Origin of the sequence: Nocardioides sp. Root1257 (assembly GCF_001425175.1) — a bacterium.
In the GTDB taxonomy this organism is placed as follows: Bacteria; Actinomycetota; Actinomycetes; order Propionibacteriales; family Nocardioidaceae; genus Nocardioides.
Window position 1 is genome coordinate 107516 of sequence record NZ_LMDV01000013.1, and the last position, 26615, is coordinate 134130.

23 protein-coding genes are annotated in these 26615 nt (G+C 71.5%); 9 read left to right on the forward strand and 14 right to left on the reverse strand.

Translation table 11 applies throughout. The features are described 5' to 3' along the window. Positions 1 to 8 precede the first annotated feature (8 nt). Complete coding sequence (locus ASC77_RS23580; RefSeq protein WP_056158932.1) at positions 9 to 374, reverse strand: hypothetical protein; 366 nt, start codon at positions 372 to 374, stop codon at positions 9 to 11. A 99-nt stretch (positions 375 to 473) separates the two neighbouring features. Here ASC77_RS23580 and ASC77_RS23585 point away from each other — a divergent pair, with 99 nt between their 5' ends. Further along, positions 474 to 1745 (forward strand): hypothetical protein, encoded by a 1272-nt coding sequence (locus ASC77_RS23585; protein ID WP_056158935.1) that lies wholly within the window; start codon positions 474 to 476, stop codon positions 1743 to 1745. A gap of 66 nt (positions 1746 to 1811) precedes the next feature. Here ASC77_RS23585 and ASC77_RS23590 read toward each other — a convergent pair whose 3' ends face one another. After that, entirely contained in the window at positions 1812 to 3989 is a 2178-nt protein-coding gene (locus tag ASC77_RS23590; protein WP_056158939.1) for a glutamine synthetase III, read from the reverse strand. A 244-nt stretch (positions 3990 to 4233) separates the two neighbouring features. Between ASC77_RS23590 and ASC77_RS23595 the strand changes: the two genes are divergently transcribed. Next, positions 4234 to 4947, forward strand: a complete 714-nt coding sequence (locus ASC77_RS23595) for a response regulator transcription factor (RefSeq protein ID WP_056158942.1) — start codon at positions 4234 to 4236, stop codon at positions 4945 to 4947. A 247-nt stretch (positions 4948 to 5194) separates the two neighbouring features. On the opposite strand, the gene ASC77_RS23600 is transcribed toward ASC77_RS23595, so the two are convergent. From ASC77_RS23600 to ASC77_RS23650, 11 genes are all read right to left on the reverse strand, one after another. After that, the gene (locus tag ASC77_RS23600; protein ID WP_056158945.1) at positions 5195 to 8137 is read right to left on the reverse strand and encodes a bifunctional [glutamine synthetase] adenylyltransferase/[glutamine synthetase]-adenylyl-L-tyrosine phosphorylase; all 2943 of its coding nucleotides are present in this window, start codon (positions 8135 to 8137) and stop codon (positions 5195 to 5197) included. Further along, the gene (locus tag ASC77_RS23605) at positions 8134 to 8847 is read right to left on the reverse strand and encodes a type 1 glutamine amidotransferase (protein ID WP_056158947.1); all 714 of its coding nucleotides are present in this window, start codon (positions 8845 to 8847) and stop codon (positions 8134 to 8136) included. The genes ASC77_RS23600 and ASC77_RS23605 overlap by 4 nt, the downstream gene beginning before the upstream one ends. Next, on the reverse strand, positions 8844 to 9203 hold the full coding sequence (locus ASC77_RS23610) for a hypothetical protein (RefSeq protein ID WP_056158950.1): 360 nt from the start codon (positions 9201 to 9203) through the stop codon (positions 8844 to 8846). Before ASC77_RS23610 ends, ASC77_RS23605 begins: the two co-directional genes overlap by 4 nt. After that, positions 9203 to 10543 (reverse strand): glutamine synthetase family protein, encoded by a 1341-nt coding sequence (locus ASC77_RS23615; protein ID WP_056158953.1) that lies wholly within the window; start codon positions 10541 to 10543, stop codon positions 9203 to 9205. Before ASC77_RS23615 ends, ASC77_RS23610 begins: the two co-directional genes overlap by 1 nt. Positions 10544 to 10553: 10 nt before the next feature. Continuing rightward, complete coding sequence (locus ASC77_RS23620; RefSeq protein ID WP_056158957.1) at positions 10554 to 11528, reverse strand: lysylphosphatidylglycerol synthase domain-containing protein; 975 nt, start codon at positions 11526 to 11528, stop codon at positions 10554 to 10556. 32 nt (positions 11529 to 11560) lie between these two features. Then, a complete protein-coding gene (locus ASC77_RS23625) occupies positions 11561 to 12823 on the reverse strand; it encodes an arginine deiminase (RefSeq protein WP_056158960.1) in 1263 nt (420 codons plus the stop codon). 10 nt (positions 12824 to 12833) lie between these two features. Next, positions 12834 to 14318, reverse strand: coding sequence for a basic amino acid/polyamine antiporter (locus ASC77_RS23630; protein ID WP_056158964.1), 1485 nt, complete (start codon positions 14316 to 14318; stop codon positions 12834 to 12836). Next, positions 14315 to 15793 (reverse strand): Na+/H+ antiporter NhaC, encoded by a 1479-nt coding sequence (nhaC, locus tag ASC77_RS23635; protein WP_056158967.1) that lies wholly within the window; start codon positions 15791 to 15793, stop codon positions 14315 to 14317. The genes ASC77_RS23630 and nhaC overlap by 4 nt, the downstream gene beginning before the upstream one ends. A gap of 202 nt (positions 15794 to 15995) precedes the next feature. Next, positions 15996 to 16565 (reverse strand): DinB family protein, encoded by a 570-nt coding sequence (locus ASC77_RS23640; protein ID WP_056158970.1) that lies wholly within the window; start codon positions 16563 to 16565, stop codon positions 15996 to 15998. 7 nt (positions 16566 to 16572) lie between these two features. Then, on the reverse strand, positions 16573 to 17568 hold the full coding sequence (locus ASC77_RS23645) for a hypothetical protein (RefSeq protein ID WP_056158973.1): 996 nt from the start codon (positions 17566 to 17568) through the stop codon (positions 16573 to 16575). Between the two features lie 41 nt (positions 17569 to 17609). Continuing rightward, entirely contained in the window at positions 17610 to 19637 is a 2028-nt protein-coding gene (locus ASC77_RS23650; RefSeq protein WP_056158976.1) for an NAD(+) synthase, read from the reverse strand. 63 nt (positions 19638 to 19700) lie between these two features. Between ASC77_RS23650 and ASC77_RS23655 the strand changes: the two genes are divergently transcribed. After that, on the forward strand, positions 19701 to 20198 hold the full coding sequence (locus tag ASC77_RS23655) for a VOC family protein (protein WP_056158979.1): 498 nt from the start codon (positions 19701 to 19703) through the stop codon (positions 20196 to 20198). Here ASC77_RS23655 and ASC77_RS23660 read toward each other — a convergent pair. After that, a complete protein-coding gene (locus ASC77_RS23660) occupies positions 20164 to 20874 on the reverse strand; it encodes an ArsR/SmtB family transcription factor (protein WP_056158982.1) in 711 nt (236 codons plus the stop codon). The genes ASC77_RS23655 and ASC77_RS23660 overlap by 35 nt on opposite strands. A gap of 64 nt (positions 20875 to 20938) precedes the next feature. Here ASC77_RS23660 and ASC77_RS23665 point away from each other — a divergent pair, with 64 nt between their 5' ends. The 6 genes from ASC77_RS23665 to ASC77_RS23690 all read left to right on the forward strand — a co-directional run bounded on the left by ASC77_RS23665 (position 20939) and on the right by ASC77_RS23690 (position 26562). Then, positions 20939 to 22129: an MFS transporter gene (locus tag ASC77_RS23665; protein ID WP_056158985.1), complete on the forward strand. Its 1191-nt coding sequence runs from the start codon at positions 20939 to 20941 to the stop codon at positions 22127 to 22129. 61 nt (positions 22130 to 22190) lie between these two features. Beyond that, positions 22191 to 23042 carry a 3-methyl-2-oxobutanoate hydroxymethyltransferase gene (gene panB, locus ASC77_RS23670; protein ID WP_056158988.1) on the forward strand — a complete coding sequence of 284 codons (852 nt, stop codon included), beginning with the start codon at positions 22191 to 22193 and terminating at the stop codon, positions 23040 to 23042. 85 nt (positions 23043 to 23127) lie between these two features. Further along, positions 23128 to 24045, forward strand: coding sequence for an ABC transporter ATP-binding protein (locus tag ASC77_RS23675; RefSeq protein ID WP_056158991.1), 918 nt, complete (start codon positions 23128 to 23130; stop codon positions 24043 to 24045). After that, entirely contained in the window at positions 24042 to 24827 is a 786-nt protein-coding gene (locus tag ASC77_RS23680) for an ABC transporter permease (RefSeq protein WP_056158994.1), read from the forward strand. The genes ASC77_RS23675 and ASC77_RS23680 overlap by 4 nt, the downstream gene beginning before the upstream one ends. A 14-nt stretch (positions 24828 to 24841) precedes the next feature. After that, positions 24842 to 25945, forward strand: a complete 1104-nt coding sequence (locus ASC77_RS23685; RefSeq protein WP_200945118.1) for a sensor histidine kinase — start codon at positions 24842 to 24844, stop codon at positions 25943 to 25945. Continuing rightward, positions 25942 to 26562, forward strand: a complete 621-nt coding sequence (locus ASC77_RS23690; protein WP_056158997.1) for a response regulator transcription factor — start codon at positions 25942 to 25944, stop codon at positions 26560 to 26562. The genes ASC77_RS23685 and ASC77_RS23690 overlap by 4 nt, the downstream gene beginning before the upstream one ends. Positions 26563 to 26615: the final 53 nt, after the last annotated feature.

Here is a 26615-nt window from a genome sequence, read left to right on the forward strand (position 1 = left end):
CGGACCGATCAGCGCAGCAGGACGGCGGCGAGCACCCGCCCGGCCACGACCAGCCCGGCGATCCACACCACGTCACTGACGAGTGAGGCGAGCGCGAACGTCCCTGCACCATGGGCGCGCACCAGGAGGCCGAACGGGTCGCGCTGCGGCGACTGGCCCGCGAGTCGGGCGACCTGGTCACCGGCGACTGCTGCGGCCGCCAACCAGCCGGCCGCGGCCACGGCCGGGAGGTGGACCTCCTCGACGTACGTCAGCGCACCCACCGCCGCGACGAGACCGTCGGCGGCCATCCCGAGGCGGACACCGACCCCGCGCTCGGCGACCAGCGCGGCCATGACCGCGAGCAACGCGGTCGACTCGTACGCCGGGATCATCTCGGGGACGCTAGGCGCGAGAACCTGAACCGCACCTGACTGCATCGGGACCGGCAGGTGATCAGGTTGATGGCAGGGTCGGCACGCGAACGTGCCGCCATGACCCAGTACTCCACCACAGCCGAACGAGGCGACGTCGCGCGCCGGATGCTCAACAAGGTCCCCGAAGTCACCATCTGGTTCTGGGTGATCAAGATCCTCTGCACGACGGTCGGCGAGAGCTTCGCCGACTGGATCAACATGACGCTCGGCGTCGGCCTCGTGAACACGGCGATCCTGTTCACCGGGATCTTCGCGGTCGTGCTCGTCGTCCAGATGCGGCTCAACCGGTACGTGCCGTTCCCGTACTGGCTCACCGTCGTGGTCGTGAGCGTCACCGGCACGCTCTACACCGACATCCTCACCGACCAGCTGGGTGTCCCCCTCTGGTTCAGCACCACGGTCTTCGCCGCCCTCCTGGCGGTGGTGTTCGGCGTCTGGTGGGCGCGCGAGCGGACGCTCTCGATCCACTCGATCGTGACGACGCCTCGCGAGGCGTTCTACTGGCTCGCGGTGCTCGTCACCTTCGCGCTCGGCACCGCAGCCGGGGACTGGACCCTGGAGCTCACGGGCTGGGGTCCCGGCAAGTCGGTGCTGCTCCCGCTCACCCTGATCGGCATCGTCACGCTCGTGTGGCGCTTGGGCGCCAACGAGGTTCTGACGTTCTGGCTCGCCTACATCCTGACCCGACCGCTCGGCGCCAACATCGGCGACTGGCTGGCCACCCCGTCGAGCGAGAAGGGCCTGGGGCTCGGCACGCTGGCCACGAGCATCGTCTTCCTGGCGGCGATCCTGGGCACCGTCATCTACCTCACCATCTCCCGCGCCGACGTCATCGAGGACCACGAGGTCAGGCAGACCGGGCACTACGCACGACCCGAGCGACAGCGGGCCCTGCTCGGCGTGCTCGTCGCCGTGGGTGTCGCGACCCTCGGTCTCCTGGCGTGGGCCAACCAGCAGCCGCACACCAGTGCCCTGGCGGCCGAGGAAGGAAGTGCGCCGAGCTGCTCGGGTTCGCCCCTGAACCAGACCCAGGCCACCCAGCACGTCGCGGCCCACTTCCCCGCGGACTCGGTCAGCGGCTACAAGACGATCGCCACCGACACGCTCGCCCTCGTGAAGTCGGGGGACGCGGCCGGAGCCTCCAGCCGGGTCACCGACCTGGAGACCGCGTGGGACCAGGACCAGGACTCGCTCCAGGGCAAGGACTGCCAGGCGTGGACGTACGTCGACCAGCAGATCGACCCGGTCCTGTCGGCGGTCCGGGCGGCCAACCCCGACCCCACCCAGGAGGAGCAGTCGATCAACGACCTCCTGGCGACGCTGGGCTGACGACGCTGGGCTGACCGGATCGGCCCCCTCGGCGGGAAGTGCCGAGGGGGCCGAGCCGGTGGTCCCTCAGAGGATGTAGAGCATCTCCTGGTAGGTCGGCAGCGACCACAGGTCGTCTGCGACCAGGCCCTCGAGGGTGTCGGCCGCCTCGCGGACCGCCGCCATCGCGGGGAGCACGTTGTCGCGGGCGAACGTCGCCTCGTCCAGGCCGCCGAGCTCGTGCAGCGAGTGGATCGCCGCCGCCAGGTCGGCCAGCCCGGTCCGGAGGTCCGCGATCGGGGCCGACACCGCGCGCAGGGTCGCGACGTCGGCCTCGACGCCGGCGGCCGTGAGGGCGGCGACGTTCGTGGCGAGCTCGGTCTGGTAGCGGAGCGCTGCCGGCAGGATGATCGTGGTGCCCATCTCGAGCGTCAGGTTCGCCTCGACGCCGACGGTCAGGCAGTAGTGCTCGATCCCGACCTCGTAGCGGCTCTGCATCTCGCGTTCGCTGAACACGCCGTACGTCGAGAACAGCTCGATCGCCTCCTCGGAGATCAGCTCCGGCAGGGCGTCGACCGTCGTCCGCAGGTTCTTCAGGCCGCGCTGCTCGGCCTCGACCGGCCACTCCTCGGAGTAGCCGTTGCCGTTGAAGATCACGGCGCCGTGGTCGCCGATGATCGTCGTCAGCAGCGCCTGGACCGCCTCGTTGAAGTCGGTGCCGTCCGCGACCGCGGTCTCGAGCGACGTGGCGCAGTAGTCGAGGGCCTCGGCCATGATCGTGTTGATCACGACCATCGGCGCGGCGACGGTCTGGAGCGAGCCCGGGGCGCGGAACTCGAACCGGTTGCCGGTGAACGCGAACGGGCTCGTCCGGTTGCGGTCGCCCGGGTCCTGGGTGAGGTTCGGCAGCGTGTCGACGCCGATCATCAGGGTGCCGCGCTCCTTGGAGTGCGTGGCCCCGCCCTTGGCGATCTGGTCGAACACGTCGGCCAGCTGGTCGCCGAGGAAGATCGAGATGATCGCCGGGGGCGCCTCGTTGGCGCCGAGCCGGTGGTCGTTGGACGCCGACGCGACCGAGACCCGCAGCAGGCCGCCGTACTTGTGGACCGCCCGGATGACCGCCGCGCAGAAGACGAGGAACTGCGCGTTGTCGTGCGGGGTGTCGCCGGGGACGAGGAGGCTGCCGAGCTCGGAGTTGCCCACCGAGAAGTTCACGTGCTTGCCCGAGCCGTTGACGCCGGCGAAGGGCTTCTCGTGGAAGAGGCACTCCATGCCGTGCTTCTTGGCGACCGCGCGGAAGGTCGTCATCAGCAGCTGCTGGTGGTCCGAGGCCTCGTTGGCCCGCTCGAACATCGGCGCGATCTCGAACTGGCCGGGAGCCACCTCGTTGTGCCGCGTCTTGGCCGGGATGCCGAGCTTGAAGAGCTCCCGCTCGGTGTCCATCATGAAGCCGAGGACGCGCTCGGGGATGGCGCCGAAGTAGTGGTCGTCGAACTCCTGGCCCTTCGGCGGCTTCGCGCCGAAGAGGGTCCGGCCGGCGTTGAGCAGGTCGGGGCGCGCGAGGAAGAAGTGGCTGTCGACCAGGAAGTACTCCTGCTCCGGGCCGCAGTAGGACACGATCCGCTCGACGTCGTCGTGGCCGAAGAGCTTGAGCACCCGCTCGGCGTGCGCGGCCATCGCCTGCTGCGAGCGCAGTACCGGCGTCTTGTGGTCGAGGGCCTCGCCGGTCATCGAGATGAAGACCGTCGGGATGCACAGCGTGTTGCCGTTCGGGTTCTCGAGCACGTACGCCGGGCTCATCACGTCCCAGCCCGTGTAGCCGCGTGCCTCGAAGGTGTTGCGCAGGCCGCCGTTCGGGAAGGACGACGCATCCGGCTCGCCCTGCACCAGCGTCCTGCCCGAGAACGACGCCAGCGCCGTACCGTCGCCGACCGGGTCGAGGAAGCTGTCGTGCTTCTCCGCGGTCAGCCCGGTGAGCGGGTAGAAGACGTGCGCGTAGTGGGTCGCGCCCTTCTCGAGCGCCCAGTCCTTCATCGCCGACGCGACCGCGTCCGCGACGTCGGGGTCGAGCGGGGTCGACTTGGCGATGGTCCCGAGCACCGACTTGTAGACGGACTTCGGCAGCCGCTTCTGCATGACGCTCAGGCTGAAGACGTTCTGGCCGAAGATCTCGCCCGGCTCCTCGCCGGGGTCGAAGCTGATCGCGGGCGGGACGTAGGACTCCACGTCGGTGATCGCCTGCAGACGGACCTTGTTCGCGCTCATGTGACTCGGGCTCCCTGCGTCGTACGCCGCTCCCCACGGCTGGTGGTCGCGAACGTACGGGCGCCACGTGTCCGGGCTGTTTCGGCGCCGTGACGGCGGACGCCCGATCTCCCGACACACGCCCGTAACCCACGGCCGCTACGGTCTCCCCGACCGACAGGCGGGCGCTCCGGCGCAGGCAACGAGAAGGTCACTGGCCGATCACGGAACGATAACGGGCACGTTCGTGGCATCATCCGTCCCCATGGAGGGAGTTCCGCAGCCGGTCCGGCGCGCCGTCGTGGTCGAGGACGACGGCGACATCCGTGAGCTGATCACCCACACGCTCACCGACCTCGGCATGGAGGTCACCGCCGTCGACACCGGCCCCGGTGGCGTCGAGGCCGTGCGCACCGTCAACCCGGACCTGGTGACCCTGGACCTCGGGCTGCCGGGCATCGACGGCATCGAGGTGTGCCGCCAGATCCGCGAGACGACCGACGCCTACATCATCATGGTCACCGCCCGCGCCGACGAGATCGACCGCCTGCTCGGCCTCGAGACCGGCGCCGACGACTTCATGTCCAAGCCGTTCAGCCTGCGCGAGCTCCAGGCCCGGGTGAACGCGATGTTCCGCCGCCCGCGCCCGAGCGTCCCCGCCGACGGCACCCCCTCCGAGGTCCTCGTGTACGGCGGCCTGCGCGTCGACATCTCCGCCCGGCGGGTCTTCCGCGACGGCGACGAGCTGCTGCTCACCCGCACCGAGTTCGACCTGCTCACCGAGCTGATGCGCGGCCCGACCAAGGTGGTGACCCGCGAGGAGCTGCTCAAGTCCGTCTGGGGCACCCCGTGGATCGGCGACACCCACGTCGTCGAGGTGCACGTCGGCAACCTGCGCCGCAAGCTCGGCGGCTCCCGCTACATCCGGACCGTGCGGGGCGTCGGCTACCGCATGGAGGAGCCGGTCCGCCAGGTCTGAGGGCCACCCGCGCCGCCGCGCGGCGCGCCGGGGGCGGATCTGCGGGTTTCACCGGCTGACCGCCAAAACCCGCACACCTGTCAGCCAAGACCCGCACGACGCGCCGCCGACCCGCGGCGTGCCGCGCAGGGATCGGCCGACAGGTGACAGCCCGTGTGCCCGGGACCGACACGCCGGGGGGCGGATCTGCGGGTTTCACCGGCTGACCGCCAAAACCCGCGCGACCCGCCGCCGCCCCGTGCGGCCGCTACTCCCAGAACACCCGGTCCACGACGGCCCGGGCGAGGCGCGTGTAGCGCAGCTGGTCGTTGACCATCGCGTCGGAGGAGCCCGGCGGGTAGCCCAGCACCGAGGCGACCGCGGCGCGCTCGCGGAAGTCGCGGGGCAGCTCGTCGCCCGGCTTGCCGCGCACCAGCGTGACCGCGTTGCGGACCCGACTGACCCGGCGCCACGCCTGCTGGAGCACCGCGGCGTCGTCCTCGCTGATCAGGTCGGCCTCGCGGGCGGCGGCGAGGGCCTCGATGGTGCGCGACGTGCGCAGCCCGGGCACGGCGCCGGCGTAGCGCATCTGCAGCAGCTGGATCGTCCACTCGATGTCCGCGAGGCCGCCGCGCCCGAGCTTGAGGTGCGTGTGCGGGTCGGCGCCGCGCGGCAGCCGCTCGGAGTCGACGCGCGCCTTGATCCGGCGCACCTCCACCACGTCGTCCTGCGAGATCCCGTCGGGCGGGTAGCGCAGCGGCGCGATCAGCTCCTCGAACCGCACCCGCAGGTCGTGGTCGCCCACGACGGCATCGGCGCGCAGCAGCGCCTGCGCCTCCCACACCTTCGACCACTTCGCGTAGTAGGCGGCGTAGGAGTCGAGCGTGCGCACCAGCGCGCCCTGGGCGCCCTCGGGGCGCAGGTTGGCGTCGATCTCGAGCGCCGGGTCCGGGCCGGGCAGGGCGAGCAGGCGGCGCAGCTCGTTGGCGACGGCCTGGGCGTACGACGCCGCGACCTGCGGGTCGGCGCCCGGCTGCGGGTCGTGCACGAACATCACGTCGGCGTCGCTGCCGTAGGAGAGCTCGAAGCCGCCGTAGCGGCCCATGGCGACGACGGCCATCCGGGTCGGCGCCTCGTCGAGCTTCCGCTGGGCCAGGGCGACACGGCCCGCGACCGCGAGCGTCGCCTCGAGGGTCGCGTCGGTGAGCCGGGACAGCCCGGCCCCGACGACGGCGACGTCGGTCTGGCCGAGCAGGTCACCGGCGGCGATCCGGAGCAGCTCGCGCCGGCGGATGCCGCGGATCGCCTTGGCCGCCGTCTCGGCCTCGTGCCGGCCGGCCAGGGCCAGCATCTCCTCGGTGAGCGCCTCGGCCGACAGCGGCTGGAGGTCGCCGGTGAGCATCCGGACGCCCTGCGGCTCGCGCTCGAGCAGGTCGGTCGCGTAGCGCGACGTGGCCAGGATGCGGGCCAGCCGCTCGGCGACCTGGCCCTCGTCGCGCAGCGTCGAGAGGTACCACGGCGTCGCGCCGAGGGACTCGCTGATCCGGCGGAAGCCGAAGAGCCCGGCGTCCGGGTCCGGTGCGTCGGCGAACCACGACAGCATCGCGGGCAGCAGGGTGCGCTGGATCTGGGCGGTCCGGCTGACGCCGGAGGTCAGCGCCTCGAGGTGGCGCAGCGCGGAGCGCGCGTCCGCGAAGCCCAGCGCCCCCAGCCGTCGTTCGGCGGCCTCTGGCGAGAGCCGCGCCTCGTCGCCGGGGATCCGGGCGACCGCGGCGAGCAGCGGGCGGTAGAAGAGCTTCTCGTGCAGTCGCCGGACCTCGCGCCGGTGGTGCTGCCAGGTCTTCTCGAGGATGCCGACGGGGTCCTTGAGGAAGTTCATGCTGCGACCGAGGCGGCGCAGCGCGACCTCGTCGTCCGGCACGACGTGGGTACGCCGCAGCCCGTGCAGCTGGATGCGGTGCTCGAGGGTGCGCAGGAACGCGTACGCGTCGTGCAGCGCCTCGCCGTCCTCGCGCCCGACGTACCCGCCGTCGGTGAGCGCGGCGAGCGCGCTCAGCGTCGTCGGCTCCCGGATCGTGTCGTCGGCGCGGCCGTGCACGAGCTGGAGCAGCTGGACGGCGAACTCCACGTCGCGCAGCCCGCCCGCACCCAGCTTGAGCTGGCGCTGCGCCTCCCGCGCCGGGATGTGGTCGATCACCCGGCGCCGCATCGCCTGGGTGTCCTGCACGAAGCCCTCGCGCTCGGCGGCCGACCACACCATCGGCGAGGTCATCTCCACGAACTCGCGACCGAGCTCCACGTCGCCGGCGACCGGCCGGGCCTTGAGCAGCGCCTGGAACTCCCAGGTGCTGGCCCAGCGCTCGTAGTAGCCGCGGTGGCTGGCGATGGTGCGCACCAGCGGGCCGGCCTTGCCCTCCGGGCGCAGGTTGGCGTCGACCGGCCAGATCGTGCCCTCGCCGGTGTGGTCGGAGCAGACCCGCATCAGCTGGCTGGCGAGCTGGGTGGCCGCCTTCAGGGCGGCGCTCTCGTCGGCGCCCTCGACGGGGGCGTAGGCGTAGATGACATCGACGTCGGACACGTAGTTGAGCTCGTGGCCGCCACACTTCCCCATCGCGATCACCGCCAGGCGGGCCGTGGCCGCCTCGGGACCGACCCGCTGGCGGGCGATCTCGAGCGCCGCCTCGAGGGTGCCCGCCGCGAGGTCGGACAGCTCGGCCGCGGCGTCGTCCACGCCGAGGTGGTGGGTCAGGTCGCGAGCGGCGAGCCGGAGCAGCTGGCGCCGGTACTCGACCCGGAGCGCGTCGACCGCCTGGGCGTCGGGCAGCCCCGTGACGGCCGTCAGCAGGGACTCCCGCATCGCCCACGCCGCCGGCCGGGTCGAGCCCAGGTGCGGCGCGGTGAGGTCGCGCCAGTGCTCGGGGTGCCGGACGAGGTGGTCGGAGAGCGCCTCGCTGGCGCCGAGGACGCACAGGAGCCGCATGGCGGTGCCCTCGTCGTCGACCAGAGCCGCCAGCAGGGCGTCGGGATCGGCGACCACCTCACGCATCCGCAGCAGCCCGGAGAGCGCGGCGTCGGGGTCGGCGGTCCGGCCCAGCAGCGCCAGCAGCGGCTCCGCGGCCTCGCCGAGGCGGAGCAGGTCCTGGAGGGCGGCGTCGGGGTCCTGGAACCCGAGTCGCAGCAGGTTGCCCTTGCTGGTCGCCGCCCGGGTCATCGCACCAGCGCCGCGAACCCGGTGGCGAGCGGGCGCCAGGCCTCGTCGAGCTCGGACCGGGCGGCCTCGATCTCGCGGAGCACGGCGTCGGTGTCGATGCCGCGGGTCTCGTGGCTGCCCCGGTCCTCGTCGGCCCAGGGCCGCAGCCCCGCCGCGTCGACCTCGGGGTGCAGCTGCACGCCCCACATCGCAGGCCCGTAGCCGACCGCCTGCACCTCGCCGTACGCCGTCTCCGCGAGCAGCGTCGCGCCGGCCGGCAGGGCGGTGACCAGGTCGTCGTTCCACTGGACCCCGCGCCGGGGCGTGGCGAGCGGCCCCAGGAGCGGGTCGGCGGCGGCCGCGTCGGTCCAGCCGACGTCGAGCAGGCCGACCTGCTGGCCCCGCGGGTTGCGCTCCACCCGGCCACCGAGGGCCGAGGCGATCAGCTGGTGGCCCAGGCAGATGCCGAGCGTCGGCAGCCCGCTCCCCCGCACCTCGCGCAGCAGCTCCTTGACCGGGCCGAGCCAGCCGTGCTTCGCGTCGTCGTCGGCACCCATCGGGCCGCCCAGCACCAGGAGCCCGTCGTACGACGCCGGCCCGGGCAGCTCACCGGCGCCCTCGGCGTACGGGCGCCAGACGTCGAGCGTGCAGCCGGCCTCGGTCAGCCAGGTGCCCATCAGGGCGGCCGGGCACTCCGCGTCGTGCTCGACGACCAGCACCCGCCCGCTCACGACGCCTCCTCGCGCTCGGGCGCGAGGACCACCACCAGCAGCCCGACCCCGGTGATGGCCGTCAGCAGGCCGATCCAGATGGGGATCAGCGGCACCGACAGCACGATCGTCGCCACGCCGGTGATGATGCAGAGCCGCCGGGCGGGCGCGGTCCGGCCGCGGACGGACTGGAGCGCGAGGGTCCCGAGGACGCCGAGGACCACGGCGATGGCGAGCACGATCACGCCGTACTGGACGTAGTCGCCGAGGACCAGCGGCAGGCTCAGGGCCAGCAGCACCACGGCGAACCCCAGGACGACGTAGAGCAGGCGGCGGATCCCCTTGGCGCGCTCGTCGGAGATCTCGACGTCGCTCATCAGATCACCGGGAGCATGCGCTCCCGCTCGAAGGCCGAGACCTGACCGCGGTAGTCGTCCCACTCGGCGCGCTTGTTGCGCAGGAAGAACTCGAAGACCTGCTCGCCGAGGGTCTCGGCCAGCAGCTCGGAGCTCTCCGCGATGTTGATGGCGTCGTAGAGGCTGCGCGGCAGCGGGTCGATGCCCAGGCTCTTGCGCTCGCGCTCCGAGAGCGACCACACGTCGTCCTCGGCCTCGCGCGGCAGCTCGTAGCCCTCCTCGATGCCCTTCATGCCGGCGGCCAGCACGACGGCGTACGCCAGGTAGGGGTTGCAGGCGGCGTCCAGCGAGCGCAGCTCGACCCGGGTCGACTGGCCCTTGAGCGGCTTGTACATCGGGACCCGGATCATCGCCGAACGGTTGTTGTGGCCCCAGCAGATGTACGACGGCGCCTCGGCGCCCCAGAGCATCCGCTTGTAGCTGTTGACCCACTGGTTGGTGATGCAGCTGATCTCGTTGGCGTGCTTGAGGATGCCCGCGATGAAGCGGCGGCCCGTCTCGGAGAGCTGGTACTCGGCCCCGGCGGCGAAGAACGCGTTGTTGTCGCCCTCGAAGAGCGAGACGTGGGTGTGCATGCCGGAGCCGGGGTGCTCCGTGTAGGGCTTCGGCATGAAGGAGGCCCACAGGCCCTGCGTCAGCGCGACCTCGCGGACGACGGTGCGGAAGGTCATGATGTTGTCGGCGGTCGACAGGGCGTCGGCGTACCGCAGGTCGATCTCCTGCTGGCCCGGGCCGCCCTCGTGGTGGCTGAACTCCACCGAGATGCCCATCTGCTCGAGCATGCCGATCGCCTCGCGGCGGAAGTCGGCCCCCATCGACTGGGCGGTGTGGTCGAAGAAGCCGCTGCGGTCGGCCGGGACCGGCGGTCCGCCGTCCTCGGGCACGTCCTTGAAGAGGTAGAACTCGATCTCGGGGTGCGTGTAGAACGTGAACCCCTTGTCGGCCGCCTTGCTCAGCGTCCGCTTGAGGACGTGCCGCGGGTCGGCGTACGACGGGGAGCCGTCGGGCATCACGATGTCGCAGAACATGCGGGCGGTCGACGGGCCCTCGCCGCTGCGCCACGGCAGGATCTGGAAGGTCGACGGGTCCGGCTTGGCGAGCATGTCGGACTCGTACACGCGGGCGAAGCCCTCGATCGAGGAGCCGTCGAAGCCGATCCCCTCCGAGAACGCCTGCTCCAGCTCCGCCGGAGCCACCGCGACCGACTTCAGGAACCCGAGCACGTCGGTGAACCACAGCCGGACGAACCGGACGTCACGCTCCTCGAGAGCGCGGAGGACGAAGTCTTCCTGCTTACCCATGGGCCAGAGCCTAGGGGCTGGTCGCGACCGTCTCGTGCGTTGGTCCGGAAGTGCGTCGCCAGGCGGCGAGACCGAGCGCGCCGAGGGCGAGCGGACCGCCGATCGTGAACACCCGCCAGACGACCAGACCGGCGACGGCGACCGCCTCGACGTCGGCCCCGGCGTACTCGACGATCGCGGCCAGCACGAGGGCGTCGACGATGCCGATGCCGGAGAAGGGAAAGAGCGTGAAGGGGTAGGCGAAGAGGTAGGCGATGGCGACCTCGACGACCGGCAGCTCGCCGTCGTCGAGGCCGACGAACCGCAGCGCCATGATCAGCATCGTCAGGTCGACGACGAGCATGGCGCTCAGCGCGATCAGCGACCGCGGGAAGCCGCGGCGGAAGCGGGCCGCGATGTCGATCCGGAACTGGACGCACGCGGCCGCCCACGCCTCCGGGTCGACGCTCCTGCGGAAGCGCCGGGCGAGGCGGCCACCCGTCGTACCGACCCGGCGCGCGAGCGCCTCGCTGCGGATCACCAGCACCACCCCGACGAAGATCGAGACCGAGATGGCGACGCTGATGAGGTCCGCCCAGCGCAGCCCGACCTCTCCCCCGGTCGTCGCGAGCAGCACGAAGCCGACGGCCGGGGCACCGAAGCGGACGATGTAGAACGTGAGCGTGTTCATCAGGGTGCCCGCCAGTCCCTTCGCGACGGGGACGCCCCAGGACGAGAACATCGCCATCCGCAGCGCGATGTCGCTCGGCGGCGGCGCGATGGTCGACATCAGGATGGCGACCTGGTCGTTCTGCGTGGCGCGGTACGCCGAGACGCCCGGGATGTAGAGCGACAGCGGGAGCGCGTTGAGCACCTGCCGGAGCAGCAGCACGACGAGGAGCACCGGGAACTGCCACCAGGCGAGGTGCGCCAGAGCGCTACGCACCTCGCCCCAGTCGACCCGGCCGATCAGGCTGATGACGAACGCGGTGACCGCCAGGGCCAACGCCAGCAGGCCAAGCCGGATGAGCCAGGGCTTCAGAACTCCACCGGCTCCCGGATGATCGGGCAGGTCATGCAGTGCCCGCCACCGCGGCCCCGTCCGAGCTCGGCACCCACGATCGTGATCACCTCGACGCCGGCCTTGCGCAGCAGGGTGTTGGTGAGCGTGTTGCGGTCGTAGGTGAAGACCACGCCGGGCTCCAGGGCGACGGCGTTGTTGCCGCTGTCCCACTGCTGCCGCTCGGACTGGTAGACGTCGCCGCCGGTGTCGATGACCTGGATCGAGGGCAGCCCGAGCTCGCGCGCCACCACGTCGACGAACCGCGCCGAGCCCTCGTCACGCACCTCGACGCCGGGCGCCGTGTCCGACGGCGTCAGCGTGAACGTGTGCACCGCGTCCATGATCGTCGGGTAGAGCGTGACGATGTCGCGGTCGACGAAGGTGAAGACCGTGTCGAGGTGCATCGCGGCGCGCAGCTTCGGCATGCCGGCGACGATCACCCGCGTCGCGGCGCCCTGGTCGAAGAGCGCCTTGGCGACCTGCGTGATGGCCTGGCGCGACGTGCGCTCGCTCATCCCGACGAGCACGACGCCGTTGCCGACCGGCATCACGTCGCCGCCCTCGAACGTCGCCTGGCCCCAGTCCTGGTCGGGGTCGCCCCACCAGACCGTCGAGCCCACGAAGTCCGGGTGGAACTGGTAGATCCCCTTGTAGATCAGGGTCTCCTCCTTGCGCGCCGGCCAGTAGAGCGGGTTCATGGTCAGGCCGCCGTACAGCCAGCAGGTCGTGTCGCGCGTGTAGAGCGTGTTGGGAAGCGGCGGCATCAGGTACTCGCGGGCTCCGGTCGACTCGCGCGCCAGGTTGACGTAGTCGGTGCGGAAGTCGTCGGGGAGGTCGCTGGTCGCGAGGCCGCCGATCAGGAACTCGGCGAGCTCCTTCTCGGGCAGCGACTCGAGATAGCTGCGGGTGTCGTCGACGAGGCCGAGGCCGACCTGGTTGGGGACGATCTTGCGGTCCAGCAGCCAGTCGCGTGCACCCGGCACGGCGAGGGTCTGCGCGAGGACGTCGTGCAGCTCGACGACCTCGACGTCACGTTGGGTGAGCTTGTTGACGAAGTCCGCGTGGTCGCGCTGCGCGTTCTCGACCCACATCACGTCGTCGAACAGCAGCTCGTCGTTGTTGCTCGGCGTGAGGCGCTTGTGCGCCAGGCCGGGACGGCACACGAGCACCTTGCGGAGCCGGCCGACCTCGGAGTGGACGCCGTACGCCGAAGCAGGACTGGAGGGCGACGCGGACATGGTGTTCCTTTCAGAGGGAGATGCGACCGGTCCAGAGACCGATCGCACCGATGACGCCGCCGGCGACGATCAGGGCGAAGAGCCCGATCTCCGCGGGGCTGAACAGGCGCCGCCCGTGCTCGCTGCGGGCCTTGACGTAGAGCAGCGAGGCGGGGGCGAGGATGACGGTCATCAGCAGCACGAACTTCATGCCGGCCGCGTCGAAGAGGAAGATCGTGTACGCCGTGGCCACGCCCGCCACGATCGTCTCCTTGCGCCGGGTGCCGGCCGAGACGCCGTCGTACGACTCCCCCGTCAGGCCGAGCTTGAGCGCGTACGCCGCGGCGAGCAGGTAGGGCAGCAGCGCGAGGCTGGTGGACAGGTCGAGCATGAAGTTCAGGGCGTCGGTGACGAAGAGCGTGAGGGCCAGCAGGCCCTGCACGGCCAGCGACGTGACGACGAGCGCGGTGATCGGGGTGCCGGCCTCGTTCTCGCGGCCCAGGAACTCGGGGAAGTCGTCCTGGCGGGCCGGGATGTACATGACCTCCGCGGCCATCAGCGTCCAGGCGAGGTAGGCGCCGAGCACCGACACGATCACGGCGACGCTGATGAAGGTCCCGCCCCAGTCACCCACCTGCGACTCGAACACCCCGACCATCGAGGGCTGCCGCGTGTTCGCCAGCTCGGGCTGCGGCACGGCCGCGTAGCTGGACAACGTGACCAGCGCGAAGATCGAGAGCACGGAGAGGAACCCCATGACGGTCGCCTTGCCGACGTCCTCGCGCCTCTTCGCGTAGCGGGAGTAGACGCTGGCGCCCTCGATGCCGATGAAGACGAACGTCGTGATCAGCATCGTGTTGCGGACCTGCTCGTTGAGGTTGCCGAGGTCGCCGTACCCCGTCGCGGTCCAGTTGTCGGCGAAGACGCCGGCGTCGAAGTAGAAGAACATGACGACGATGAAGACCAGGATCGGGATGATCTTGAAGACCGTCACGATCCGGTTGATCACCGCGGCGTCGCGGACCCCACGGGCGATCAGGTAGTGGAAGGTCCAGACGCCGACCGTGGCGAGCGCGACCGCGATGACGGTGTCGCCGTCGCCGAAGCTGCGGAAGAAGTCCCCGACGGCCGAGTCGCTCTGCGAGATGCCGCCGAGGGTCGCCCCGATGAAGACCCAGTAGAAGGTGTTGCCGGCGATCGAGCTGGCCCAGAAGCCGATCGCGGAGTTGAAGCCCGCGTAGTCGCCGAAGCCGGCCTTGGCGTAGATGAAGACACCGGAGTCGAGCTCGGGCTTGCGGATCGCGAGGTTCTGGAAGACGAACGCCAGCATCAGCATGCCGGTGCCGGCGACCGCCCAGGCGATGAGCGAGCCGAGGATGCCCGTCGCGACGCCGAAGCGGGCCGGGAGCGAGAAGACGCCGGCGCCGACCATGCCGCCGACCACCATGGCAGTCAGCGTGGGGACGCTCATCGTGGCGACGGCGCTGGTCGGCGCCTCCTCCGTGTGAGTGCTCATGCCGTCTCCTCCTGGAGCTCGGTGGGTTCGATCTTCTCGATCTTGAAGCCGGTCACGCCGTACAACACGCTGAGTGCAGGACTGGCATAGCAGAAGACGGCGTACGGCAGGTAGAGCAGTGTGGAGACGCCCAGCGTGGCCCCCATGAAGGCGCCGCAGGAGTTCCACGGGACCAGCGGAGACGTGACGGTGCCACTGTCCGCAGCGAGCCGCGAGAGGTTGGTCGGCGCGAGCCCACGGCGTGCGAACTCGGCCCGGAAGATCCGGCTCGGGAGGACCAGCGCGATGTACTGGTCACCCGCGACCACGTTGAGCCCGAAGCCGCAGGCGAAGACGGTCAGGAAGAGCCGGCCCGTGCTCGTCGCCGCGGCGATCATCGGGTCGACCAGGCGGTTGATCAGGCCGAACTCCTCGAGCATCGCCCCGAACGTCACGGCGCCCAGGATCAGCCAGATCGTCAGCAGCATGCTGTCCATGCCGCCGCGCGACAACAGGCGGTCGACGTCGGGGATGCCCGAGCTGATCGAGAAGCCGGTGGCCATCGCCGACCACACCGCCTTGAGCGACTCGACCACCACGTTGCCGCTGCCAGCGACGAAGTCGGCGTACACGTCGGGCTGCAGGAACGCGCCGAGCACACCGGCGAAGAGGGTGGCGGCCAGCAGTGCCAGGGAGGCCGGGACCTTGCGGATCGAGAGGTAGCCGAGGAGCACGATCGGCAGCAGGGCGAGCGGCGTGATGTTGAAGATGTCATTGAGCTTGTCGAGGTCGGACGTCGTCTCGGCATCGCTGACCGTGTCGGGGCCGGTGACGCCGAGGACGAAGAACACGACCAGCGCGATCAGGAACGCCGGGACCGACGTCCACACCTGGCGCTTGATGTGCTCGTAGACGTCGACCTTGACGATCTGCGCGGTCAGGATCGTCGTCTCCGACAGCGGTGACGTCTTGTCGCCGAGGTAGGCGCCGGAGATGACGGCTCCGGCGGTGATCTCCGGCGACACCCCGATCAGCCCGGCGATCCCGACCAGGCCCACGCCGATCGTCGCCGCCGTCGTCCACGAGCTGCCGATGCTCAGCGCGACGATGCCGCAGATCAGCGCCGTGGCCGGGTAGTACCACCCCGGCGAGAGCACCTGGATGCCGTAGTAGACGAGCGTCGGGATGGTGCCGCTGAGGTTCCAGACCCCGATCAGCGCCCCGACGGCGAACAGGATGAAGACGGCGCTGGTCACCGACGCCACCGCACCCTTGCTCGCCTCCTGCACCGCCGTGAACGGGTGCCCGTTCTTCATCGCGATCAGCGCCGCGACCGCGCAGCACATCAGCAGTGCGACCTGGATCGGCCCGTCGAGCGCGTCCAGCCCGAACAGGGCGAGCGCCCCCGCGATCAGCGTCGCCAGCGCGATCAGCGGCACGAGCGCATCGCTCAGGGACGGCTCCCTGAGCCCCCTCGGAGCCTCGCCCTGCGACACGCTGCCTCCTGCGCTCGGGCCTACGCCACCCGAGCACATCGATGCTGCCGCAGCCACGCGCCCCCGGCCTCACCCGGACCGGGCGAACCACCTGCCGAGCCGCTTTCGAAACCCCGGGGCGTGGTGGTTTCGAGGCTCGGTGGTTGAGGTGCGAGCGGAGCGAGCCTCGAAACCACCGTCGGCCACCCGGCCCCACTCCGGTTCAGAACCGATCAGCGATCGCCGTCAGGCTCGCGACGTACGCCGGCCAGTCCGCGTCGCTGGGCAGGTTGCTCGAGTCACGCAGCAGCCCGGCGGCCCCGTCGATCTCCTCGCGCACGATGTCGGCGTGGCCCGCGTGCCGCTGCAGGTCGACGAGCGTGTGGACCAGGATCTCGTGGAGCGTGACCTCCGCCCCGCCCCAGTGGGCGACGTGACCGACCGCGTCGAGGGGCAGGTCGGCGATCGTCTCGTCGGCGAACACCTGGACCCGCCGGTAGAGGTCGACGATGCCGGCGGCCGACTCGTCGGCGGTGGCGTACCAGTCGGCCTGCGGGTCGGCCCAGTCTCCTGGCACGAGCTCGTCGGGGGTCGGCCACTCACGCCCGAAGCACTGCCCGAAGTAGAGGACCTCCGTGTTGAGCGCGTGCTTCACGATGCCGAGCAGGTTCATGCCCGTCGGCGTGCGCGGCAGGCGCTGGTCGCGCTCGGACAGGCCTTCCAGCTTCCAGAGGATCGAGTCGCGCGCGCCGCGCAGGTAGCTGGTGAGGACGTCCTTCGGTTCGGTGGGCATGACGCCATTAGAACCCGTTGAGCTCGTCGACGACGTCGAGCAGGTCGCCGCGGTTGTAGTAGTCGACGGCGACGTAGTTGGGCAGTCGCCCGCGCTCGGCCTCGCACTCCTGCAGGCGTGGCAGCAGCACGTCGCGGGCGTTGACCTCGAGCGCGTGAGCCGCCGGGCGGGTCTTGGCGTCGATCCAGTGGTTGACGAGGAAGATCGACGCGTCGGCCGGGCCGCGGTTGGCGGTGCAGGTGAAGTCGGCGGCGCTCGCGAAGAGGTACGGCGTGTCCTGGACGCGGTCGAAGCCCTGCAGCAGCCAGGGATACGCCGAGCCGCCGCCGTGCTCCTCCATGAGCACCACCAGGCGGTGGCCGGAGTCGATCATCTCGCCGAGGGTCGGCCACCGGTCGGGTGACCGCGAGGTCGGCGTGTAGACGTAGGGCAGCAGCCCCGCCTCGGTGAAGACCTCAGCCGTGTCCTCCGGCGTCACGATGTCCTGCACGAACATCGTGACGACCTCGCGCGGGTGCTCGTCGAGCCACGCCCGGGTGTCCTCGAGGCTCTGCAGCCAGGGCGTCGAGCCGAGCTCGCACATCGCGTGGCAGAGGTACGGCGTGATCGGGCCGCGGGGCGCGAGCCGACTGGCTCCTCGCGCCCGGAGCGCCGCACGGACGGCGATCTCGCCGAACTCGCCGTTCGCCTCCGCGATGCCGTCCGAGCGCCGTGAGCCGGCGGTGGCGACGACGCCCGGACGGTCGGTCCGCTGGCCGTACCAGCTGTCGACGAGCAGCACGCGGATGCCGTGGTCGAGCTGGGCGACGATCCCGTCCGGCTGGTCCGGGAAGAACCAGCCGCGCTCGGCCGCGGCCGACATCGAGTTGTGGGTCGCGGCGAACGCGACCTCGTCGTACGAGCGCGAGCAGAGCTCGGCGTGCCCGTTGCAGGGCGGACCGCTCGGGTCGTCGTCGGTCACGAGCAGCACCAGCCCCACCACCAGGGAGGCAGCGAGCAGCACACCGAGACCGGCAAGGAGCGCCGCGGGCGCCCGGCGCGGCCTCACTCCGTCGGGACCGACTCGAGCTGGGCGAGCCACGCGGTGGGCGCGGCGTCCGAGGGCATCCGCCAGTCACCGCGCGGCGACATCGTGCCGCCGGCGCTCACCTTCGGACCGTTCGGCAGCGCCGAGCGCTTGAACTGGCTCGCGAAGAACCGCTTCGTGAAGACCTCGAGCCAGTGCCGCACCTGCGCGAGGTCGTACGCCGAGCGGCGCTCCTCGGGGAAGTTCGGCGGCCAGTCCCCCACCGCCACGTCCCGCCAGGCGTGCCAGGCGAGGAAGGCGATCCGGCTAGGGAGGGCGCCGCGGCGCAGCACGTGGTAGAGCGTGAAGTCCTGCAGCGCGTAGGGGCCGACGGTCGCCTCGGTCGACTGTGCCCCGCCCGGCACGAGCTCGGGAGTGATCTCCTGCTCGACGATCTCGAGCAGCAGCTCGTTGGCTTCCTCGTCGACCACGCCGTGGGCGGCGACCCAGCGGATCAGGTGCTGGATCAGCGTCTTCGGCACCCCGGCGTTCACGTTGTAGTGCGACATCTGGTCGCCGACGCCGTACGTGCACCAGCCGAGCGCCAGCTCGCTCAGGTCGCCGGTGCCGAGCACGATGCCGCCACGGTGGTTGGCGAGCCGGAAGAGGTAGTCGGTGCGCAGCCCGGCCTGGACGTTCTCGAACGTCACGTCGTACGTCGGCTCGCCGTCGGCGAACGGGTGGTCGATGTCGGCCAGCATCTGCCGCGCGGCTGCGGTGATGTCGAGCTCCTCGAACGTCACCCCCAGCGCCTTCGACAGGCGGGTCGCGTAGCTCTTGGTCTGCTCACCGGTCGCGAATCCCGGCATCGTGAACGCGTGGATGTCGGACCGCGGGCGGCCCAGCCGGTCCATGGCGCGCGCGGCGACGATCAGCGCGTGCGTCGAGTCGAGTCCGCCGCTGACGCCGACCACGACCTTCGGGTTGCCGATGGCGTGCAAGCGCTGCTCGAGCCCCGATACCTGGATGCTGTAGGCCTCGTAGCAGTCCTGGGCGAGCCGCTCCGCGTCGTCGGGCACGAACGGGTAGCGGTCGACCTTGCGGCGCAGCCCGATGTCACCGGCCGGCGGCCGCAGCTCGAAGGCCACCGTGCGGAAGTCGGCCACGCGGTCGTCGTACGTCCGACGGTTGTCGTCGAAGGTCCCCTGCCGCATCCGCTCCTGCCGGATCCGGTCGAGGTCGACGTCCACGATCGTGCGGCGCGGGCCGTCGGGGAACCGCTCGGACTCCCCCAGCAGCTCGCCGCACTCGTAGACCATCGTCTGGCCGTCCCACGACAGGTCGGTGGTCGACTCGCCCTGGCCCGCCGCGGCATAGACGTACGCCGCCGAGCAGCGCGCGCTCGCACTGCGGGTGAGCAGGTGCCGGTCCTCGGCGCGGGCGACGGTGATCGGGCTCCCGGACAGGTTCGCGAGCACGGTCGCGCCGGCCAGCGCGGCCTCGGCGCTCGGCGGGATCGGCACCCACATGTCCTCGCAGACCTCGACGTGCAGGCGCAGCCCGCGCACGTCGGTCGCGTCGAAGATCAGGTCGGGGCCGAACGGCACCTCGACGCCGCCGACCACGATGGTGCTGCCCCGGCGGTCGTCGCCCGGCGCGAACCAGCGGCGCTCGTAGAACTCACGGTAGGTCGGCAGGTAGGACTTCGGCGCGACGCCGAGCACCCGGCCGGCGTGCACGACGACGGCGCAGTTGAGGACGCGCGTGCCGTGCACGAGCGGCGCGCCGACGACCAGGACGGTCCGGAGGTCCGTCGTACCGGCGACCAGGTCGCCGATCGCGGCACCGACCGCGTCCAGCAGCGTGTCCTGGAGGAAGAGGTCGTCGATCGAGTAGCCCGTCAGCGAGAGCTCCGGGAAGATCGCGACCGCGACACCGTCCTCGTGGCAGAGCCGGGCCTGCCCAAGGATCGCGCGGGCGTTGGCGGCCGGGTCGGCGATCGCGACCGGCAGCGTGCAGGCCGCCACCCGGGCGAAGCCCTGGGCGTACGCGGAGTAGAAGTCCACGTGGCGAGTCTAGGGCTGGGCGGTCCCGCGATGAGTCCACGCGTCGGTGCGGGTCTGAGGGGTATGCCCGAGATCAGCACCTGCCTGTGGTTCGACGACGACCTCATGGAGGCGGTGGAGTTCTACACGACCGTCTTCCCGAACTCCGAGCGGCGCGGGGTCTCCCACTACGAGGACGGCCGCGTGCTGGCCGCGGAGTGGACCCTCGACGGCCGGTCGTTCCGCGGCATCAACGGCGGGCCGGTCCATGCGGGCTTCACGGAGACGGTGTCGCTCAGCATCAGCTGCGCCGACCAGTCCGAGGTCGACTACTACTGGGACACCCTGGTCGCCGGCGGACAGCCGGACCAGTGCGCGTGGCTCAAGGACAAGTTCGGGCTGTCCTGGCAGGTCGTGCCCGTGCGTCTCTACGAGCTGATCTCCGACCCCGACCCGCTCCGCGCCCAGGCAGCGGTCGCCGCGATGATGACGCAGCAGAAGATCATCATCGCCGACATCGAGGCCGCGGCCGACGCCGCGGCGCCGATCAGGCCGACTCCTGCCACTCCGCCCGATCCGTGAGCCGGATCCCCAGCCAGTCCTCGAGTCCGGCTGCCCCGTCCGCGGTCACGTCGAGGCCGCGCGAGCCGGTGCGGCGCACGACCCACCGCCGATCGAGGAGGACGTCGGCCACGGCCGCGCCCACTCCGCCCGACACGTGCGGGCGGCGCTCGGTCCAGTCCATGCACGCGCGTACGACGGGCCGCGACGCCGAGCCCAGGGCGGCCAGCGAGACGTCCAGCTCCGCGAGCACCCGCTCGGCCTCGTCACCTAGCGCCAGCGTCTCGGCGTGCAGCGCGTCGCGGCCGACGAGAGCGTCGGTGACCGCCACCCCCAGCACGCCGGCCAGGTGGTCGTAGCACATCCGCGCGCGGCGCAGCCGCCGCTTGCTGTTCGCGCCGCGCAGCGACGTCACCGGCGTCGGCGGAGCGAGCAGCTGCATCGTCTCGAGCATCTCCGCGACCTCCACCGACGCCAGCCGGTAGAGCCGCTGGCGCCCCGCGGTCGCCACCTCGACCAGGCCGCCCTCCCGCAGACGCTTGAGGTGGGCGCTGGTGAGTGACGGGGACGCCTCAGCCGCCCGGGCGAGGTCCGAGGCGCTCGTGGCCCCGCCGTCGAGGAGGCACAGCAGGATGGCCGACCGCACGCGGTCGCCGATCAGCGCTCCGATCGCCGCCAGGTCCGTGTCACCGCTCATGCGTCGAACCTAGCCCCGCGACCGTTCAACGGGCATTGAAACGTCGCTGGCCTACGGTCGACGGGTGACCTTCCATCCCTGGCAGCGTGTCTCCGTCGCCATGTTCGCCGTGGGGTGGGGCGCCAACCAGTTCTCGCCGATGCTGCTCGCCTACCGCGACGAGCTCGGCATGTCGGCGCAGGCCCGGGCGCTGCTCTTCGCCCTGTACGCCGTGGGCCTGATCCCCGCGCTCCTGATCGGCGGGTCCGCCTCCGACCGGTGGGGCCGGCGGGCGGTCGTCGTACCGTTCGTCGCCCTCTCCCCCGTGGCCACTGCGCTGCTGATGATCTGGAGCGACTGGATCCCGGGGCTGGCGCTGGCCCGGCTGCTGGCCGGGCTCAGCTCGGGGGTGGTGTTCGGCGCGGCGAGCGCCTGGATGGCCGACCTCTCCGCCGACGACGCGGCGGGCACCGGCGCCCGCCGGGCCGCCCTGTCGCTCTCCGCCGGCTTCGGCCTCGGTCCGCTGGTCGCGGGCGTCCTGGCCGAGATCTCCGCGCACCCGCTGGTCGTGCCCTACGTGCCACACCTCGTGCTGGGGATGGTCGCCCTGGTCGTGCTCCTGCCGGCTCCCGGCCCGGCCCCACAGGCAGCGGTGCACCGACCGCTCGTGAGCCTGCCGCGCGTCACGAGGGGCCGGCGGTTCCTCCTCACCGTGGCCCCGATCGCCCCCTGGGTCTTCGGCTGCGTGGCGATCTCGTTCGCCTACCTGCCCAGCGTCGTCGACCTGCCGACCTCGGGCGCCGTCGCCTTCGCCGGCATCCTGACCGGCGTCGCACTCGGGACCGGCGTCGCGGTGCAGCCGCTGGCCCGCCGCCTCGACGACCGCCGTCCCCTGCTCGCCGGCCGGGTGGGGATGCTGAGCGCCTGCGCCGGTCTGCTCGTGGGCGTGGCAGCGGTGACGGCGGACAGCCGGGTGCTGCTGCTGGTGGCCGCGCCGCTCTTCGGCGCCGGCTACGGGTGCGGCCTCGTCTCGGGGCTGCGGGAGGTCGAGCGGCTGGCCCCTCCCGACGAGCGCGGGGCCGTCGTCGCCGTGTTCTACGGACTGACCTACCTGGGCTTCTTCGCGCCGTACCTGCTCGGTGCGGTCGCCGGCACCGGGCTCGGCCCCCGCGGCGCGCTGGGCGTCGCGATCGCCGTCGCCGTCGCCGGTCTGGTGGTCGTCACGTGGGCGGGTCGTGACCAGCGACACAGCGTCGGCGCCGCCTCCCGGGGCTAGCCTGAGGAACGGTCCGTGGACTCCATCAGGGAGCCGCGAGATGACATCTCTGGAGTGAGTCATGCCCGAGGAGACCGCGCCGTACGGCACGGGTCCGGCCAAGCCGGACGCCCCGCAGATCAAGCGGATCCGCACCCACCACCTGCGCGACATGAAGCAGCGCGGCGAGAAGTTCGCGATGCTCACCGCCTACGAGCAGTACGCCGCCCAGACCTTCGACGAGGCCGGCATCGAGGTGCTACTCGTCGGTGACAGCGCCTCCAACAACGTCTTCGCCAACGAGACCTCGCTGCCGGTCACGGTCGACGAGCTGATCCCGCTGGTCCGCGCCGTCACCCGCTCGGCGCACCGCGCGCTCGTCGTCGCCGACCTGCCCTTCGGCTCCTACCAGGCCTCGCCCGAGCAGGCCTACCTGACCGCCGTGCGCTTCATGAAGGAGGCGAACGCCCACGCCGTGAAGCTCGAGGGCGGCGTCGAGATGGCGCCGCAGGTGCGCAAGCTGACCGAGGGCGGCATCCCGGTGATGGCGCACATCGGCTTCACCCCGCAGTCGGAGCACAACCTCGGCGGCTACCGGGTCCAGGGCCGCGGCGACGCCGCCAAGAAGGTGGTCGAGGAGGCCCAGGCGATGGAGGAGGCCGGCGCCTTCGCCGTCGTCATGGAGATGGTCCCCGGCGACGTCGCCGCCGAGGTCACCGCCGCCGTCGGCATCCCCACCATCGGCATCGGCGCCGGCCCCGGCTGCGACGGCCAGGTGCTCGTGTGGGGCGACGCGTTCGGCTTCCGCACCGGCAGGATGGCCCGCTTCGTGAAGCAGTACGCCGACGTCCACGGGGTCCTGCTCAAGGCGGCGCAGGAGTACGCCGCCGACGTCAAGGCCGGCACCTTCCCCGCGGAGGAGCACACCTTCTGAGCCGCGGTGGCGCATGACATCTGTCATGCCGACGTCGTGACGCAGGAGCGAGGAGCACACCGCCGTACGACGGCAGGCTGAGGCCATGACCACGAGCACCGTCACTCGGACCGCCGCCGTACGGCTCTCCGGCGTCACCAAGGACTTCGCCAGCGGAGGGCAGAGCGTGCACGCCGTGCAGGGCATCGACCTCGAGCTCCAGCAGGGCGAGATCGTCGCCTTCCTCGGGCCCAACGGCGCCGGCAAGACCACCACCATCGACATGATCCTGGGGCTCTCGAAGCCCACCACCGGGACGGCCACGGTGCTCGGGCTCGAGCCCCGCCAGGCGATCTCGCGTGGCCTCGTGTCCGCGGTGATGCAGACCGGCGGGCTCCTCAAGGACCTCAGCGTCCGCGAGACCGTCCAGTACACCGCGAGCCTGTTCGCCGACACCCGCGCCGTCGACGACGTGCTCGCCGACGCCGGCATCACCGAGATCGCCGACCGCAAGGTCGCCAAGTGCTCCGGCGGTGAGCAGCAGCGGCTGCGGTTCGCGATGGCGCTGCTGTCCGACCCGGCCCTGCTCCTGCTGGACGAGCCGACCACCGGCATGGACGTCGAGGGCCGCCGGGCCTTCTGGTCCGCGATCCGACGCGACGCCGAGCGGGGACGCACCGTCCTCTTCGCGACGCACTACCTCGAGGAGGCCGACCAGTACGCCGACCGCATCGTGCTGATCAGCCACGGCCGGATCGTCGCCGACGGCACGGGCGCCGAGATCAAGGCGCTCGCCTCGGGCCGCACCGTCCGCTTCACGCTGCCCGACCCGGACCCCGAGACCTTCGCGCGCATCGACGGTGTCGACGGCGTCGAGGTCCGCGGCGACACCGTGATCCTGCACGCCAACGACAGCGACGCCGTCGCCCGGCACCTGCTCACCTCCACCGACGCCCGCGACCTCGAGATCACCGCCAAGGGACTCGAGGACGCCTTCATCAGCCTGACCGGAGACGCCCGATGACCACCACAGTGATCGACCCCACCGTCCGCAAGGTGCCGCCGCTCGGCGGCTTCAACCTGACCGTCCTCGGTCTCGAGATCCGCCGGATGCTGCGCAACCGCCGCACGGTGATCTTCACCCTGGTGCTGCCGGCGGCGCTCTACTTCGCGATCACCGGCAGCGACCAGACCTGGGACTCCCCCGTCGGGTCCGGCAACGAGGCGGCGTACATCCTGATCTCGATGGCGCTGTACGGCGCCGCCCTCACCGCTGCCTCCTGCGGCTCGATGGTCGCCATGGAGCGCGCCCTGGGCTGGTCGCGCCAGCTGCGGCTCACCCCACTGAACCCAGTGTCCTACATCCTGGTCAAGGCGATCGTGGCCCTGCTCATGGGTGCCTTCGCCATCGCGGTCGTCAACGCCTGTGGGATCTTCCAGGGTCGTGCCGAGATGCCGACCGACATCTGGGTCGTCTCCGCGATCGTCACGCTGTTCTGCACGCTGACCTTCGCCGCGCTCGGCGTCTTCGTCGGCTACATCGTCCCCGGCGAGAACGCCATGCAGATCCTCGGCCCCGGCCTGGCCCTGCTGTCCTTCCTGGGTGGCGTCTTCTGGCCGCTCACCGAGGGCAGCGCCGTCTGGCACGTCGCGGTCTTCACCCCGATGTACGGCGTCGCCATGGTCGCCCGCGCCCCGCTGACGCACGACCTCCCGTGGTACGCCGTCGTCAACGCCGCACTGTGGCTGGCGATCTTCGTCGGCGGCGCGGCCTGGCGGATGGCCAAGGACACGGCCCGCGTGTGACTAGCCTGAGCGTCGTGAGCGAGAACCCGTCGGCGCACCCGAACCGGCTGGACCGCACGGGTCCGTTCTTCGCGGCCATCTGGCTGTTCTTCCTGATCGACCCGCTGCTCGAGGGCTGGCGGCACCGCGACGAGCTCGCCGGTGTCGTCGGCCTCCTCGCGACCCTGGCGTTCGCGGCGACGTACATGGCGCTCTGGGTGCAGGTGCGCGCCAACCGGATGCGACTGATCGAGAACCCGTCGCACCGCTTCGTGGCCGTCTACCTCGGCGGCATGGTCGTCCTCGGCGCCGTCATGGTGGCGACGCTCGGTGCCGTCGGCATGACCAGTGCCGTCTACCTGGCCGTCGGCTGCGTGATGGTGCTGCCGTTGCGCGTGGCCAGCCCGATCGTGGTGGTGCTGGTCGTCGGGTCGCTGTCGCTCAGCGCCGTCGAGGGCTGGGGCAGCCAGACCGGGCTGGCCTTCGCGATCATGGCGTCGTCGGTCGCGGTGCTCGGGATGCGCACGATCATGCGCCGCAACCTCGCGCTGGTGAAGGCCGAGCAGGAGAACGCCAGCCTCGCCGTCGAGAACGAGCGCACCCGCTTCGCCCGCGACCTGCACGACATCCTCGGCCACTCGCTGACCGTGATCACCGTCAAGGCCGAGCTGGCCCAGCGCCTGCTGGACGTCGATGTCGAGCGCGCCCGCACCGAGCTCGCCGACCTCGAGCGGCTCAGCCGCGACGCGCTGACCGACGTACGACGCGCGGTGGAGGGCTACCGCGAGCTGACGCTGCCCGGCGAGCTGACCCGGGCCCGCAACGCGCTCGCGGCAGCCGAGATCGAGGCGCGGCTCCCCAACTCCGCCGACGAGGTGCCGACCGAGCTGCGCGAGCTCTTCGCCTGGACGGTCCGCGAGGGCGTCACCAACGTGATCCGCCACTCCGGCGCGCAGACCTGCGAGGTGCGGCTCACCCCGACCAGCGCCGAGGTCCGTGACGACGGCCCCGGGTGCGAGAGCGAGCACGCCGGCGGCTCCGGGCTCGCGGGGCTGCGCGAACGCGCCGCCGGGGTCGGCGCCACCGTCGTCGTCCGGCACCTCTCCCCCGGCTTCTCGCTCCAGGTGGTGCGCCCGTGAACGGACGGAGCACGATCCGCCTCCTGCTCGCCGACGACCAGGCGCTGGTCCGTGGGGCTCTCTCCGCACTGCTCAACCTGGAGCCCGACCTCGAGGTCGTCGTCGAGGTCGGTTCCGGCGATGCCGTCCTGCCCGCCGTGCTGGAGCACCGCCCCGACGTGGCCCTGCTCGACGTCGAGATGCCCGGCCTCGACGGCATCGCCGCGACCGCGGAGGTACGCCGCGACGCCCCCGACACCCGGGTGCTCATCGTGACCACGTTCGGCCGCCCCGGCTACCTCCGGCGTGCCCTCCAGGCCGGCGCGTCCGGCTTCGTCGTCAAGGACACCCCCGCCTCCCAGCTCGCCGACGCCGTACGCCGGGTGCACGCCGGCCTGCGCGTCGTCGATCCCGCCCTCGCCACCGACAGCCTGCTCGCCGGGGAATCACCCCTGACCGCGCGCGAGACCGAGGTCCTCCAGGCCGCCCGCGACGGCTCCCCGGTCGCCACCATCGCCGCGCGGCTCTTCCTCTCGGAGGGCACGGTCCGCAACCACCTGTCCTCCGCCATCGGCAAGACCGGCGCCGCCAACCGCGCCGAGGCGGTGCTGACCGCCGAGGGCAACGGCTGGCTCTGACCGGCGGCTGGCGGGACGTCATACGGACGGAGCATCCGCTTGCTCCGTCCGTA

Bases quoted from the DNA above. Each gene is read 5' to 3' on its own strand.
- ASC77_RS23675 (WP_056158991.1), top strand. From the start codon at position 23,128: ATGACCACGAGCACCGTCACTCGGACCGCCGCCGTACGGCTCTCCGGC.
- ASC77_RS23625 (WP_056158960.1), bottom strand. From the start codon at position 12,823: ATGTCCGCGTCGCCCTCCAGTCCTGCTTCGGCGTACGGCGTCCACTCC.
- panB (WP_056158988.1), top strand. From the start codon at position 22,191: ATGCCCGAGGAGACCGCGCCGTACGGCACGGGTCCGGCCAAGCCGGAC.
- ASC77_RS23660 (WP_056158982.1), bottom strand. From the start codon at position 20,874: ATGAGCGGTGACACGGACCTGGCGGCGATCGGAGCGCTGATCGGCGAC.
- ASC77_RS23610 (WP_056158950.1), bottom strand. From the start codon at position 9,203: ATGAGCGACGTCGAGATCTCCGACGAGCGCGCCAAGGGGATCCGCCGC.
- ASC77_RS23680 (WP_056158994.1), top strand. From the start codon at position 24,042: ATGACCACCACAGTGATCGACCCCACCGTCCGCAAGGTGCCGCCGCTC.
- ASC77_RS23590 (WP_056158939.1), bottom strand. From the start codon at position 3,989: ATGAGCGCGAACAAGGTCCGTCTGCAGGCGATCACCGACGTGGAGTCC.
- ASC77_RS23585 (WP_056158935.1), top strand. From the start codon at position 474: ATGACCCAGTACTCCACCACAGCCGAACGAGGCGACGTCGCGCGCCGG.
- ASC77_RS23655 (WP_056158979.1), top strand. From the start codon at position 19,701: ATGCCCGAGATCAGCACCTGCCTGTGGTTCGACGACGACCTCATGGAG.
- ASC77_RS23640 (WP_056158970.1), bottom strand. From the start codon at position 16,565: ATGCCCACCGAACCGAAGGACGTCCTCACCAGCTACCTGCGCGGCGCG.
- ASC77_RS23630 (WP_056158964.1), bottom strand. From the start codon at position 14,318: ATGAGCACTCACACGGAGGAGGCGCCGACCAGCGCCGTCGCCACGATG.
- ASC77_RS23600 (WP_056158945.1), bottom strand. From the start codon at position 8,137: ATGACCCGGGCGGCGACCAGCAAGGGCAACCTGCTGCGACTCGGGTTC.
- ASC77_RS23580 (WP_056158932.1), bottom strand. From the start codon at position 374: ATGATCCCGGCGTACGAGTCGACCGCGTTGCTCGCGGTCATGGCCGCG.
- ASC77_RS23595 (WP_056158942.1), top strand. From the start codon at position 4,234: ATGGAGGGAGTTCCGCAGCCGGTCCGGCGCGCCGTCGTGGTCGAGGAC.
- ASC77_RS23615 (WP_056158953.1), bottom strand. From the start codon at position 10,543: ATGGGTAAGCAGGAAGACTTCGTCCTCCGCGCTCTCGAGGAGCGTGAC.